Here is a 15,557-nt window from a genome sequence, read left to right as displayed (position 1 = left end):
GCCCCGCAACTGAACCTGTTTGACGGTGAGGCGCAGCGCCAACTGCGCGACGGACTAAAGACTGGCCTCAAGTCTTCGTTACCTGACTACATGATTCCCGCGCACCTGTTGTTCCTCGAGCAGTTGCCCCTGACTCCCAACGGCAAGCTCGACCGCAAGGCGCTGCCGGCGGTGGATGCCAGCCAGATGCAGGCCGCGTACGTCGCGCCGCAGAGTGAGCTTGAGCAGCAGGTCGCGGCGATCTGGCAACAGGTGCTTACCGTGGAACAGGTCGGTCTGAATGATCACTTCTTCGAATTGGGCGGGCACTCGTTGCTGGCGGTCAATGTCGTGTCGCGCATGGCGCTTGAGCTGGGCCTGACACTGACGCCGCAACTGTTATTCCAGCACCCCGTCCTGGGCGATTTCGTCGCTCATCTCGATACGCAGGGCGGGGCAATCAATGACCAGAAACTGAACAAGCTGGAAGCCCTGCTTGACGATATGGAGGAAGTCTGATGGACACGAGTGTTGCTTTGAGGATTGCCAAGCGCTTTATCACTCTGCCGCTGGACAAACGTAAGCTCTACCTGGAAAAGATGCTCGAAGAGGGCGTTTCGCCGGCCAACCTGCCGATTCCAGAGACTCGCTCCGGATTCGAGGCGATCCCGCTGTCCTACGCCCAGGAACGCCAGTTGTTCCTGTGGCAGATGGACCCGCACAGCACCGCGTACCACATCCCCAGCGCCCTGCGCCTGAAGGGCCGGCTGGATGTCGCGGCGCTGGAGCGCAGCTTCACCGCTCTGGTTGAGCGGCACGAAAGCCTGCGCACCACCTTCGTCGAGCAGGACGAGAAAACCTGCCAGCTGATTCATCCGCAGATGCCGTTGAGCATCGCGGTCGAGTCGCTGGCGCCGGGTCTGGATGACGCCGCCGTGGAGGCCGCGATCAAGGCTTTCGTGGAGGGCGAAACCGCGCGGCCGTTCAACCTGCAACAAGGCCCGCTGCTGCGCGTGTCGCTGCTCAAGGTGGCGGACGATGATCACGTCCTGGCGCTGATCCAGCACCACATCATTTCCGATGGCTGGTCGATGCAGGTGCTGGTGAGCGAGCTGATCAAGCACTACGCCGCTGACACCAGCGGTCAGACCCTGAGCCTGCCGCCGCTGGAGGTGCAATACGCCGACTACGCGATCTGGCAGCGGCACTGGCTGGAAGCCGGCGAGCGCGAGCGACAACTGGCTTACTGGACCAAGACCCTGGGCGGTGAGCAACCGGTGCTGGAGTTGCCGATCGACCACCCGCGTCCGGCGGTGCAGAGTTTCCGTGGCGCGCGTCTGGATCTGGAGCTGCCAGGCGCATTGGCCGAAGGCCTCAAGCAACTGGCCCAGCGTGAAGGCGCCAGTCTGTTCATGGTGCTGCTGGCCTCGTTCCAGGCGTTGTTGCATCGCTACAGCGGTCAGCCGCAGATCCGCGTCGGCGTGCCGACGGCCAACCGCAACCGGGTGGAAACCGAGGGCCTGATCGGCTTCTTCGTCAACACCCAGGTGCTCAGTGCCGAGGTTCACGGGCAACTGCCGTTCAACCAGTTGCTGGCCCAGGTCAAGCAGTCGGCGATGGCTGCCCAGGCGCATCAGGATCTGCCGTTCGAGCAACTGATCGAAGCCCTGCAACCGGAGCGCAGCCTGAGCCACAGTCCGGTGTTCCAGGTGATGTACAACCACCAGGCGGTCAACGACCAGACCCAGCGTCAGAGCCAGGTGCAATTGCCGCAACTGAGCGTCGAGGACATCGTCTGGGAAGGCCGTACCGCGCAATTCGATCTGACCCTCGGCACTTACGAATCCAGTGATGGCGTGGCGGCGGAACTGACCTACGCCACCGACCTGTTCAAGGCGGAAACCATCGAGCGTCTGGCGCGCCACTGGCTGAACCTGCTGCACGGTCTGGTGGCCGCGCCGACCCAGCGTATCGGCGAATTGCCGCTGCTGGAAAACACCGAACATCAAGTGTTGTTGCAGGACTGGCGCCGGGTGGTCGATCACGCCGCCCCAGCGCCGTGCGTGCAGCAACGCATTGCCCTGCAAGCCGCCCGGACCCCGGACGCCATCGCACTGATCGTCGCTGACGAGGTGCTGACTTACGCCGCCCTGGACACCCGCGCCAACCAGCTCGCGCACAAACTGATCGAGCAGGGCGTCGGCCCGGATCGGCTGGTCGGCATCGCCGTCGAGCGCAGCGTGGAAATGATCGTCGGCCTGCTGGCGATCCTCAAGGCCGGCGGCGCCTACGTGCCGCTGGACCCGGCCTATCCGGAAGATCGCCTGGCCTACATGATCGAGGACAGCGGCATCGAACTGCTGCTGACCCAGGCGCATTTGCAGGCACAACTGCCGATCCCGGCGCGCCTCGCCACGCTGTTGCTGGATCAGCCGCACGACTGGCTGGCGGCGTACCCGACCAGCGCCCCGGACGTGGCGCTGAGCGGCGAACACCTGGCCTATACGATTTACACCTCCGGCTCCACCGGCAAGCCGAAAGGTGTGATGGTGCGTCACGCGGCGCTGAGCAACTTTGTCGCGAGCATGGTCGAGCAACCGGGTATCGCCGCTGCCGATCGCATGCTGTCGCTGACGACGTTCTCGTTCGACATTTTCGGCCTGGAAATCTACGGCCCGCTGCTGGCCGGCGCTGCCGTGGTGCTGACCGGCAAGGACGTGCATCAGGACCCGCAAGCGGTGCTCGAACTGATCGCCCGCCATGCCGTGAGCATGTTGCAAGCCACACCGTCGACCTGGCGCATGCTGCTCGACAATGAGCACGCGGCGATCCTCGACGGTCGCACCTTCCTCTGCGGCGGTGAAGCGCTGCCCCAGGAGCTGGCGCAACGCATGCTGGCGCGTTCGCCAAAGGTCTGGAACCTCTATGGCCCGACCGAAACCACCATCTGGTCGGCGCTGCATCCGTTGAGCGTGGACAACAGCCGGCCGTTCCTCGGCAAACCGATCGACAACACTGCGCTGTACATCCTTGGCAGTGACCTGGAACTCAATCCGCTCGGTGCGCCGGGCGAATTGCTGATCGGTGGCGATGGCCTGGCCCGTGGTTACTTCCAGCGTCCGTCGCTGACCGCCGAGCGCTTCGTGCCGGACCCGTTCTCGACAACCGGCGAGCGCCTGTACCGCACCGGCGACCTGACTCGTTACCGCGCCGAAGGCGTAATCGAGTACATCGGGCGGATCGACCATCAGGTGAAAATTCGCGGTTTCCGCATCGAGTTGGGGGAAATCGAAGCACGCCTGTTGGCGCTCGACAGCGTGCGCGAAACCGTGGTCGTCGCCCAGGACGGCCCGACCGGTCCGCAACTGGTGGGCTATGTGGTGCCGACCAATGACGCAACGCTCGAAGCCGAATTGCGCGCCGCGCTCAAGGCCAGCCTCAAGGCCGAGCTGCCGGAATACATGGTGCCGGCGCACCTGCTGTTCCTCGCGCAACTGCCGCTGACGCCGAACGGCAAAGTCGATCGCAAGGCCTTGCCGGCACCCGACGCCAGCCAGTTGCAGTCCACTTACATCGCACCGCAGACCGCCACCCAGCACACCGTCGCCGAAATCTGGCAAGCGGTGCTGAAACTGGAACGGGTCGGCCTGAGCGACAACTTCTTTGAACTCGGCGGCCACTCGCTGCTGGTGACCCAAGTGGTCTCGCGAGTACGTCAGGCGCTGAACGTGCAGGTGCCGCTGCGCACCCTGTTCGAACACAGTACCTTGGCGGATTTCGTCGCTGCCCTCGGCGTCGAGCAGGCCCATCGCGAGCCGCCGATCGTTGCCTTGCCGCGTCTGCAACCGCTGGCGCTGTCCTACGCTCAGGAACGCCAGTGGTTCCTCTGGCAACTGGAGCCGACCAGCACCGCTTATCACGTACCGGCCGCTCTGCGTCTGCGCGGCGAGCTGGATCTGCCGGCCTTGCAGCGCAGCTTCAATGCGCTGATCGCCCGTCACGAATCCCTGCGTACCTGCTTCGTCGAAGACCAGGGCCAGACCCTGCAAGTGATCCAGGCCGAAATGACGCTGGAACTGGCGGTTGAAACGGTCGATGGCGCGCTGGACGAGTCCGCGCTGCAAGCACGGGTTGCCGCTGAAACCCTGCACCTGTTCGATCTGCAACATGGCCCGCTGCTGCGGGTGAAATTGCTGCGTCTGGCGACCGATGACCACGCGCTGGTCATCACCCTGCATCACATCGTTTCCGATGGCTGGTCGATGGGGATCATGGTCGATGAACTGGTGGCGCTGTATGCCGCGTTCAGTCAGGGCCAGCGCGTCGATTTGCCGGCGCTGCCGGTGCAATACGCCGACTACGCGGTGTGGCAACGCCAATGGATGGAGGCCGGTGAGCGCGAGCGTCAACTGAGCTACTGGACCGCGCAACTGGGCGATGGCGACCAGCCGTTGCTCGAGCTGCCGACCGACCGTCCGCGTCCGCCGGAGCAAAGCTACCGTGGCGCGCGTCAAGACATCCCGCTGAGCGCGGAACTCGCCGCTGACCTCAAGCAGGTTGCACAGCGCGAAGGCGTGACGCTGTTCGCGCTGTTGCTGGCCTCGTTCCAGACCCTGTTGCATCGCTACAGCGGCCAGACCGACATTCGCGTCGGCGTACCGGTCGCCAACCGCAACCGGGTCGAGACGGAAGGCCTGATCGGCTTCTTCGTCAACACCCAGGTGCTGAAAGCCGAGTTCGACAGCCAGCAGACGTTCCGCAGCCTGTTGCAGCAAGTGCAGAACAGCGTGCTCGGCGCCCAGGCCCATCAGGATCTGCCGTTCGAGCAACTGGTCGACGCCTTGCAGCCGGAGCGCAGCCTGAGCCACAGCCCGCTGTTCCAGGTGCTGCACAACCACCAGAGCCAGGCCCGTCAGAGCCGTGGCGCAACACGTCTGCCGCTGATCGAGATCGAAGGCCTGAGCTGGGTTTCGCACACCGCGCAGTTCGACCTGGCCCTCGATACCTTCGAGTCGGCGGACAACGTCTGGGCCGAGCTGACCTACGCCACCGATCTGTTCGACGCCGCCACCATGGAGCGTCTGGCGCAGCACTGGACGAACCTGCTGCACGGCATCGTCGCCGACAGCGGGCAGCGCATCGCCGAACTGCCGTTGCACGACGCTGCCGAGCGTCAGGCCACCTTGTTGCAGTGGAACCCGGCCGTGGCCGATTTCCCGAGCGACGCGTGCCTGCATCAATTGATCGAAGCGCAGGCCGCGCGTGCACCTCAGGCGGTGGCCGTGACCTATGGCGAACAGACCCTGAGCTACTTTGAGCTCAACAGCCGCGCCAACCAGTTGGCTCACCAACTGATCGCCAACGGTGTCGGCCCGGACGTGCGCGTCGGCCTCGCGGTTGAGCGCAGCCTGGAAATGCTCGTCGGCCTGCTCGCCATTCTCAAGGCTGGCGGCGCCTACGTGCCGCTCGATCCGACCTACCCGCAAGATCGCCTGGCCTACATGATCGGCGACAGCGGCATCAGCCTGCTGCTGACCCAGAGCCATTTGCTCGGGCGTCTGCCGGTGCCGGAGTCGGTGCGCAGCCTGATGCTCGATCAGGACGGCGACGGCCTCGAAGGCTACAGCGACAGCAACCCGCAGGTGAGCATGAGCCCGGACAACCTGGCTTACGTGATCTACACCTCGGGCTCCACCGGTCAGCCGAAAGGCACTTTGCTCGCCCATCACAACGTATTGCGGCTGTTCAAGGCCACCGACGCCTGGTTCGATTTCGGCCCGCAGGATGTCTGGAGCCTGTTCCATTCCTATGCGTTCGACTTCTCGGTCTGGGAGATTTTTGGCGCGCTGCTGTACGGCGGCAAACTGGTGGTGGTGCCCTACGAGGTCAGCCGCTCGCCGGAAGACTTCTACGCCTTGCTCTGCCGTGAAGGCATCACCGTGCTGAACCAGACGCCGTCGGCGTTCAAGCAACTGATGCAAGTGGCGTGCGCCGCGGAACACGCGGCGGCGCAACCGGCCCTGCGTTACGTGGTGTTCGGTGGTGAGGCACTGGAGGTCAAGAGCCTGCGTCCGTGGTTCGAGCGCTTCGGCGACCGCGCGCCACAGCTGATCAACATGTACGGCATTACCGAAACCACGGTCCACGTGACCTACCGGCCGCTGTCGATGGCCGATCTGCAACGTGAGGCAAGCAGCCCGATCGGCGAGCCGATTCCGGACCTGTCGTGGTATCTGCTCGACGGTGACCTGAACCCGGTCGCCAAGGGTTGCATCGGTGAGTTGTACGTCGGCCGCGCCGGTCTGGCCCGGGGTTATCTGAACCGTCCCGACCTGACCACGTTGCGCTTCATTCCCGACCCGTTCGCCGCCGATGGCGGTCGTCTGTACCGCACCGGTGACCTGGCGCGCTACCGCGCCGATGGCGTGATCGAGTACATCGGGCGGATCGACCATCAGGTGAAGATTCGCGGTTTCCGCATCGAGCTCGGCGAGATCGAAGCGCAACTGCTGGAGCTGCCGACCGTGCGTCAGGCTGTGGTGCTGGCACAGCCGGGCCTCAGCGGCCAGCAATTGGTGGCGTATCTGGTGCCGGCCGAGGCCGCGTTGCTCGACGCCCCTGCCGCGCAGCAAACCGAATGGCGTGACGGCGTGCGTGCCGCGCTCAAGGAAAACCTACCGGATCACATGATCCCGGCGCACCTGTTGCTGCTCACGCAACTGCCGCTGACCGCCAACGGCAAGCTCAACCGCAACGCCTTGCCGTCGCCGGACGCGAGTCAGGCACAACAGGCTTATCAGGCCCCGCAAAGCGATCTGGAACAGCGTCTGGCGGCGATCTGGCAAGACGTCCTGAAGCTGCCGCAAGTGGGCCTCAACGACAACTTCTTCGAGTTGGGCGGCGATTCGATCATCTCCATCCAGGTGGTCAGCCGCGCCCGTCAGGCCGGCATCCGCCTGAACCCCAAAGACCTGTTCCAGCACCAGACCGTGCAACGTCTGGCGCTGGTGGCGCAGATCGGCGAGGACGAGTCGGGCATCGACCAGCAAGCGGTGAGCGGCGCGGCGTTGCTGCTGCCGATCCAGCAGCAGTTCTTCGACGATGAAATCCCTGAGCGGCACCACTGGAACCAGTCGGTATTGCTCCAGCCACGCCAGCCGCTGGACGCTGAAAAAGTCGAGCAGGCGCTGCGGGCGCTGGTGGTTCATCACGACGCCCTGCGCCTGAGTTTCAGCCAGAACGGCAATGTCTGGCAGGCCGAGCACCGCACTGTCGAGGATCTGCCGCAAGCCTTGCTCTGGCAGGAAGACGTGGCCGATGCCGCCGCCCTCGAAGCCCTCGGCAATCGCGCCCAGCGCAGCCTCGACCTGCAAAACGGCCCGTTGCTGCGCGCGGTGCTGGCCAATATGGCCGACGGCAGCCAGCGTCTGTTGCTGGTGATCCATCACCTGGCGGTGGACGGCGTGTCGTGGCGGATTCTCCTGGAAGACCTGCAAACCGCTTATCAACAGGCGGTCAACGGTCAGCCGCTGAACCTGCCGGCCAAGACCAGCGCCTTCAAGGACTGGAGCGAGCACTTGCAGCGTTACGCCAACGGCCCGGCGTTGCAGGCTGAGCTGGCGTATTGGCAGGCCTGCCTGAGCGATGTCAGCACCGATCTGCCGTGCAAGCGTGTCGGCGCTGGCCAACAGAATCGTCTGGCGCAAACCGTTTCCACGCGTCTCGACGCAGAGCTGACCCGACAACTGCTGCAAGAAGCCCCGGCGGCGTATCGCACCCAGGTCAACGACCTGCTGCTGACCGCGCTGGCGCGGGTGATCGGGCGCTGGAGCGGCCAGTCGTCGACGCTGATTCAGCTCGAAGGCCACGGCCGCGAAGAGCTGTTCGACGGCGTCGACCTGACCCGCACCGTCGGTTGGTTCACCAGCCTGTTCCCGGTACGCCTGACCCCGGCCGCAGGGGCGGGCGATTCGATCAAGCAGATCAAGGAACAACTGCGCTCGATTCCGAACAAGGGCATTGGCTTCGGCGCGCTGCGTCACCTGGGCGATGCCCAGGCGCAAAGCAGCCTGCGTGCCTTGCCGAGCCCGCGCATCACCTTCAACTACCTCGGCCAGTTCGACGGCAGTTTCGAAGCCGACGACGGCGCGTTGTTTACGCCAGCACCGGACAATGCCGGTCTGGAACAAAGCCCGGATGCGCCGCTGGGCAACTGGCTGACCCTCAACGGTCAGGTCTACGGCGGCGAGTTGAGCGTCGGCTGGACTTTCAGCAGTGAGCGTTTCGACAGCGCCACGATTGAAGCGCTGGCCGAGGATTACGCCGAGGAACTCGCGGCGCTGATCGGCCACTGCCTGACGCCGGGCGTCGAAGGCCTGACCCCGTCGGACTTCCCGCTGGCCGGCCTGACTCAGGCGCAACTCGACAGCCTGCCGATGGCGGCGGCGCAGATTGCCGATGTCTATCCGCTGTCGGCGATGCAGCAGGGCATGCTGTTCCACAGCCTCTATGAGCAAGCGAGCGGCGATTACATCAACCAGGTTCGTCTCGACGTCGAAGGCCTCGATCCGCAGCGCTTCCAGCAGGCGTGGCAGGCAGCGGTGGATAACCACGATATCCTGCGCACCAGTTTCGTCTGGCAAGGCCAGGTGGCGCGGCCGGTGCAAGTGGTCCACAAGCAGTTGGAGATGCCGTTCAGCGTGCTCGACTGGCGTGAGCGCAGCAACGCGCAAGCGGCGCTCGACGCATTGGCCGCCGAGCAGCAGGCGCAAGGTTTCGATCTGAGCCACGGGCCACTGTTGCGCATGGTCGTGGTGCGTCTCGACGACCAGCGTTGCCACTTGATCTACACCAACCATCACATTCTGATGGATGGCTGGAGCAACTCGCAGTTGCTCGGCGAAGTCCTCCAGCGTTATGCCGGGGAAACCCTGCCGGCGCTGGCCGGGCGTTATCGCGATTACATCGAATGGCTGCAACGCCAGGACAGCAAGGTCAGCGAACACTACTGGACCGCGCAACTGGCCAACCTGCAAGAGCCAACGCGCCTGGCCCAGGCGATTCAGGCCCAACGCAGCGATGAGTCCCGCGACGGTCATGGCGAGCGCTATTGCTTCATCGACGCCGAGCAGACCCGACGCCTGGGCGAGTTCGCCCGTCAGCAGAAAGTCACCCTCAACACCTTGCTCCAGGCCGCCTGGCTGTTGCTGTTGCAGCGCCTGACCGGTCAAGAAAGCGTGGCATTCGGCGCCACGGTGGCAGGGCGTCCGACCGATCTCAAAGGCGTCGAGCAACAGATCGGCCTGTTCATCAACACCTTGCCGGTGATCGCCAGCCCGCGTTCGGAACACAGCGTCGGTCAGTGGTTGCAGAGCGTGCAGGCGCAGAACATTGCCCTGCGTGAACACGAACACACGCCGTTGTTCGACATCCAGCGCTGGGCCGGGCAGAGCGGCGAAGCGCTGTTCGACAACATCCTGGTATTCGAGAACTACCCGGTGTCCCAGGCCCTGGAAGAGGGCGCGCCGCAGGAATTGCGCTTCGGCGAGGTCAACAACCACGAGCAGACCAACTACCCGCTGACCCTGGCGGTGAACGTCAGCGACGAGTTGTCGCTGCACTTCAGCTATCAGCGTGGGCAGTTCACCGATTCGGTGATCGAGCAGTTGAACGCGCAACTGAACAACCTGTTGCAGCAAATCGTGCAGTCGGGCGAAGCCACCCTCGGTTCGCTGGACTTGCTGGACACCGCCGACCGCCAGTTGATGGTCGAGCAGTGGAACGCCACCGGTATCGATTACCCGCTGGAGCAGGGCGTCCACAGCCTGATCGAGGCCCAGGCCTTGCGCACCCCGGACGCTCCGGCGCTGGTGTTCGCCGGTCAGACCCTGAGCTACGCGCAACTCAATGCACGCGCCAACCAGTTGGCCCATGGCTTGATTGCCCGTCAGGTCGGCCCGGATGTGCTGGTGGGGATCGCGGTCGAACGCAGTCTGGAAATGGTCATCGGCCTGCTGGCGATCCTCAAGGCCGGCGGCGCCTACGTGCCACTGGACCCGGAATACCCGCGCGATCGTCTGAGCTACATGATCGCCGACAGCGGCATCGACCAGTTGCTGACCCAGCCGCACCTGCTGGACAGCCTGCCGATTCCCGAGGGCGTGCAGACCTTGTGCCTGGAGTCGTCCGGTGCTGATTTCGCTGGCTTGCCGACACACAATCCGTCAGTCGAGTACGACGCCGGCAACCTTGCCTATGTGATCTACACCTCCGGTTCCACCGGCATGCCGAAAGGCGCGGGCAACGCCCATCGTGCCCTGACCAACCGCCTGATGTGGATGCAGCAGGCCTACGGTCTGGATGCCGGCGACACGGTGTTGCAGAAGACGCCGTTCAGCTTCGACGTGTCGGTGTGGGAGTTCTTCTGGCCGCTGATGACCGGGGCGCGACTGGTGGTCGCGGCACCGGGCGATCATCGCGATCCGGCGAAACTGATTGCGCTGATCAACGCCGAGCGCGTCACCACGCTGCACTTCGTGCCGTCGATGTTGCAGGCCTTCCTGCAAGACGCCAACGTATCGAGCTGCACCGGCCTGACCCGCATCGTCTGCAGCGGTGAAGCACTGCCGGTGGATGCCCAGGTGCAAGTGTTCGCCAAACTGCCGCAGGCCGGTCTGTTCAATCTGTACGGCCCGACCGAAGCGGCCATCGACGTGACCCACTGGACCTGCCGTGACGAAGGTCGTGATGGCGTGCCGATCGGCCAGCCGATTGCCAACCTCTCGACCTTCATCCTCGACAGCGGCCTCAATCCGCTGCCGGTGGGCGTGGCCGGCGAGCTGTACCTCGGTGGCGTCGGTCTGGCCCGTGGTTACCATCGCCGTCCGGGGCTGAGCGCCGAGCGTTTCGTCGCCAGCCCGTTCGGTGCCGGCGAGCGCCTGTACCGCACCGGCGACCTGGCGCGCTATCGCGCTGACGGCGTGATCGAGTACGTCGGACGCATCGACCATCAGGTCAAGCTGCGTGGCCTGCGCATCGAGCTGGGCGAAATCGAAGCACGCCTAATGGAGCACGCCACCGTCCGTGAAGCAGTGGTGGTGGCCCGCGACGTATTGGGCAGCCAGCAACTGGTGGCTTACCTGGTGCCGAGCGATCCGGCGACTCTGGAGGCGTCCGAGTCGCTGCGCAATGAGCTGCACGACAGTCTCTCGACCTGGCTGGGCGCGAGCCTGCCCGACTACATGGTGCCGGCGCACCGGATGTGGCTGGCGCAGATGCCGCTCAGCCCCAACGGCAAGCTTGATCGCAAGCGTCTGCCGGCCCTGGAATTCGCGACTTCGCAGCAATATGTCGAACCGGCCAACGCCACCGAGCAGACGCTGGTGGATATCTGGAAAGAGGTGCTGGGCCTCGAGCGGATCAGCACCACCGACAGCTTCTTCGCCTTGGGTGGCGACTCGATCATCTCGATTCAGGTGGTCAGCCGCGCCCGTCATCAGGGCATCGAGCTGAGTCCGAAAGACCTGTTCCAGCAACCGACCATCCAGCAACTGGCCCTGCGTGCCCAGGCCATCGAAGGCACCCAGGCACCGGTGGCGGCATTGATCGACATGCCGCTGCACGGCCTGAGCGAAGCGCAAATCGCCGAGCTGCCATTGCCGGAAGGGCAACTGGACGGCTTGTACCGCTTGTCGCCGATGCAGCAGGGCATGTTGTTCCTCGGCCTGAACTCGCCGGAAGCCGACCTGTACATCAACCAGGTGAGCATTCCGGTGCAGGGCCTGGAGCCGCTGCGCTTCAAGGCGGCGTGGGAGGCGGTGAGCCGTCGCCACGACATCCTGCGCACTGGCTTCCTCTGGCAGGACATGGCCGAGCCGCTGCAATTCGTGCTTGCCGATCCGCAACTGCCGATCAGCCTGCTTGACTGGCGCGCGCAGGATCATTCCGAGCAAGCCTTGCAGGCATTGGCCGATGGCGAGCGAGCCAAGGGCTTTGACCTGGATCGTCCGCCGCTGCAACGCCTGACGCTGGTGCGTGTGGGCGAGGACAGCTATCAACTGATCTGGACCTATCACCACATCCTGATCGACGGTTGGAGCAGTTCGCAGTTGATCGGTGAAGTGCTCAGCCAGTATTCCGGCCAGCCACTCGCCGAGGCGGTGCCGTACCGTCGCTACATCAACTGGCTGCAACAGCAGGATGCCAACGCCAGTGAAGGTTTCTGGCGTCAGCATCTGAGCCTGCTCGACGAGCCGACTTACCTGGCCGACGCGGTGGCCCGCACGGGCGAAGGGCGCGGTCATGAAGCGCTGTACAGCCGTCTGGGCGAGTCGCGCACCGAACAGCTCAAGGCGTTCGCGCAGTCCCAGCAGATCACCCTCAACACCCTGGTGCAGGGCGCGTGGCTGATGTTGCTCAGCCGCTACAGCGGCCAGCGCAGCGTGGCGTTCGGCGCCACCGTGGCCGGGCGTCCGGCGAGCCTGCCGGCGTCGGAATCGATCCTCGGCCTGTTCATCAACACCTTGCCGGTGATCAAGGACGTGCCGGCCGAACAACCGGTCGGCCAGTGGCTGCGTGACCTGCAAGACTTCAACCTGGAGATGCGCGAGCGTGAGTACACGCCGCTGACCGACGTGCAGCGCTGGGCCGGACGCGCCGGGCAGTCGCTGTTCGACAGCATCATTGTGTTCGAGAACCACCCGATCGATCAGGCGCTGCGCGAGTGGCGCGACGATTCGCTGAAGTTCGGCGAGAGCAACAGCGCCGGCCTGACCAACTTCCCGATGGACCTGATGGTCACGCTCGAAGAGGGGCTGGTGATCGAGTACATGTTCCTGCGCGAGCACTTCGACCGGGCGACCGTGGAAGGCATTCGCAGCAACATGGAAGGGCTGCTGCAAGCGCTTGCGCAGGACGCCGCTCAACCGCTGGGGCGCATCGGCCTGCCGACCGCGCAGGTGGAGGATTCCAGCGTGGTCGCGGTGCAATCGCCAGCGCCGATGGTGCATCAGCGCATTGCCCAATGGGCCGCCCAGGCCAGCGAGCAAACCGCGCTGATCTTCAATGGCGAGGCGTTCAGCTACGGGCAGATCGACGCCCGGGCCAATCGCCTGGCCCATGCGCTGATCGCCGAAGGCGTCGGCCCGGAAGTGCGGGTCGGCGTGGCACTGCCGCGCAGCGAAAACATGATCGTCGCGCTGTTGGCGGTACTCAAGGCCGGCGGTGCCTATGTGCCGCTGGACGCGACCTATCCGCGTGAGCGCTTGAGCTACCTCATGCACGATTCCGGTATCGCCTTGTTGCTCAGTGATTCGAGCCTTCGCCAGGTGCTGCCGGCGCAGGACAATCTGCATGTGCTGGAGCTGGATCAACTGGATCTGCGCGCCCAGCCGGACAGCGCACCGGATGTCGCGGTGCAGCCGGGCAACCTTGCGTATGTCATCTACACCTCCGGTTCCACCGGTCAGCCCAAAGGCGTCGGCGTGGCTCACGGGCCGCTGGCGATGCACTGCCAGGCGATCGGTCAGCGTTACGAAATGAGCGCGGCCGACTGCGAATTGCACTTCATGTCGTTCGCCTTCGACGGCGCCCATGAGCGCTGGCTGACCACGCTGACCCACGGCGCACGCCTGTTGATCCGCGACGACAGTCTGTGGACCGCCGAGCAGACCTATCAGGCCATGCACGAACAGGGCGTGACCGTGGCCGCGTTCCCGCCGGTTTACTTGCAGCAACTGGCCGAGCACGCCGAACAGCACGGCAACCCGCCGCCGGTGCGGATCTACTGCTTCGGCGGTGACGCGGTGCCGGTCGCGAGTTTCGAGCTGGCCAAACGCGCGCTCAAGCCGCACTACATCATCAACGGCTATGGCCCGACCGAAACCGTGGTCACACCGCTGATCTGGAAGGCCGGTGCCGACGATCAATGCGGCGCGGCCTATGCGCCGATCGGCAGCGTGGTCGGCGAGCGCAGCGGTTACGTGCTCGACAGCGACCTCAACCGCTTGCCGGTGGGGATTGCCGGTGAACTGTATCTGGGTGGCGCGCTGGCCCGTGGTTACCTGGGACGCGCCGGCGGCACCGCCGAGCGCTTTGTGGCGAACCCGTTCAGCAACGACGGCAGTCGCCTGTACCGTACCGGCGACCTGGTGCGCCAGCGCGCCGACGGCACCGTCGACTACCTGGGACGGATCGACCATCAAGTGAAGATCCGTGGTTTCCGTATCGAGCTGGGTGAAGTCGAAGCGCGCCTCAAGCAACAACCGGGCGTGCGCGATGCGGCGGTTGTCGCCCGCGAAGGCGTCAGCGGCAAGCAACTGCTGGGCTACGTGCTGGCCAGCGCCGACGCCGTGACGGACGGTTTGTGCGAACGCCTGCGCGAGCAACTCAAGGCCAGCCTGCCGGACTACATGGTGCCTGCGCACTTGATGTTGCTTGAGCGCATGCCGCTGACCCCGAACGGCAAACTCGACCGCAAGGCCTTGCCGGATCCGGGCGCCGAACAGCGTCAGGATTACGTGGCGCCGCGCACCGATCTGGAAAAAGCCGTGGCGAAAATCTGGCAGGACGTGTTGAAGATCGAGCGCGTCGGCCTCACCGACAACTTCTTCGAGCTGGGCGGTGATTCGATCCTCAGTCTGCAAGTGGTGGCCCGCAGCCGTGTGCTCAAGGCTCAGGGGCTGAGTCTGAAACTGCGCGACCTGATGCAGAAACCGAGCATTGCCGAACTGGTCGCCAGCGTGCAGGGCAGCGCTGAGAAGTCTTCCGGACTGCTGGCGATGAACGCCGAGGTCAAGGGCCGGGCGCCGCTGTTCTGCATCCATGCCGGCTTCGGTACGGTGTTCGACTACGAGCCGTTGGCCCGTCGTTTGAGCGGGCGGCGCCAGGTATTGGCGATCCAGTCGCGGATGTTGCTCGACCCGGCTTTCAGCGATACCTCGCTGGAAAGCATGGCGAGCGATTACGTGGCGCAGATCCGCGAGCAACAGCCGCAGGGGCCGTATCACCTGCTGGGCTGGTCGCTGGGCGGTACGCTGGCGATGTTGATGGCCGCGCAACTGGAACAGGCCGGTCAGCAGGTGAAATTCGTCGGTCTGGTGGACAGTTTCGTGGCGTCGGCCGCGATCAACGCCGGGGCGGTGGATGACTGGCAAGCGGACCTGCGCGACTTCCTGCGGGTGACCCTGCCGGAGGCCGCTGCGCACGTGACCATCGAGGGCGAGGAAACCGCGCAGAACCTGCGCGCCGTGTTCAACGCCGCGATGAGCGCCGAGCGTGGGGCTTCGACCTACGTTGCCCTGGGGGCCGATGAACTGGCCCATGTGTTCAGCGTGGCACGCCGGCTCAAGCAACTGTCGCTGCAACTCGACCGTTGCCCGCCGCTGGCGGTCGAGCCGATCTGCTGGTGGACCCTGGGCCGTGAAGAGGAGGCTGTCGAACTGGCGGCGCAACTCGAACAGCCGGGCATGGGGGGCGAATGGCTCGATTGCGGGCACTTTCAGATCCCGCGAGATGAAACTTTCCTGTCCGAGGCTGAAGAAATGCTCGGCGAGATCGTTGAATCAGTAGTCATGTCCTGA

2 protein-coding genes (1 of these 2 cut by a window edge) are annotated in these 15,557 nt (G+C 64.7%); both read left to right on the top strand.

The annotated features are described in order from the left end of the window. Positions 1-498: the 3' end of a non-ribosomal peptide synthetase gene (locus KVQ74_RS08395; protein WP_217830613.1), read on the top strand. It extends 11,919 nt beyond the left edge of the window; 498 of the gene's 12,417 nt are visible here — the last part of the coding sequence; its start codon lies off the left edge, out of view; it ends in the stop codon at positions 496-498. Beyond that, on the top strand, positions 498-15,557 hold the full coding sequence (locus tag KVQ74_RS29450) for a non-ribosomal peptide synthase/polyketide synthase (protein WP_217830612.1): 15,060 nt from the start codon (positions 498-500) through the stop codon (positions 15,555-15,557). Before KVQ74_RS08395 ends, KVQ74_RS29450 begins: the two co-directional genes overlap by 1 nt.

Source organism: Pseudomonas botevensis (assembly GCF_019145475.1).
GTDB classification, from domain to species: domain Bacteria; phylum Pseudomonadota; class Gammaproteobacteria; order Pseudomonadales; family Pseudomonadaceae; genus Aquipseudomonas; species Aquipseudomonas botevensis.
This window is presented reverse-complemented; position numbering and strand designations above follow the sequence as displayed.

Excerpts from the sequence above, each read along its gene's own strand:
- KVQ74_RS29450 (WP_217830612.1), top strand. The coding sequence starts at position 498 with ATGGACACGAGTGTTGCTTTGAGGATTGCCAAGCGCTTTATCACTCTG.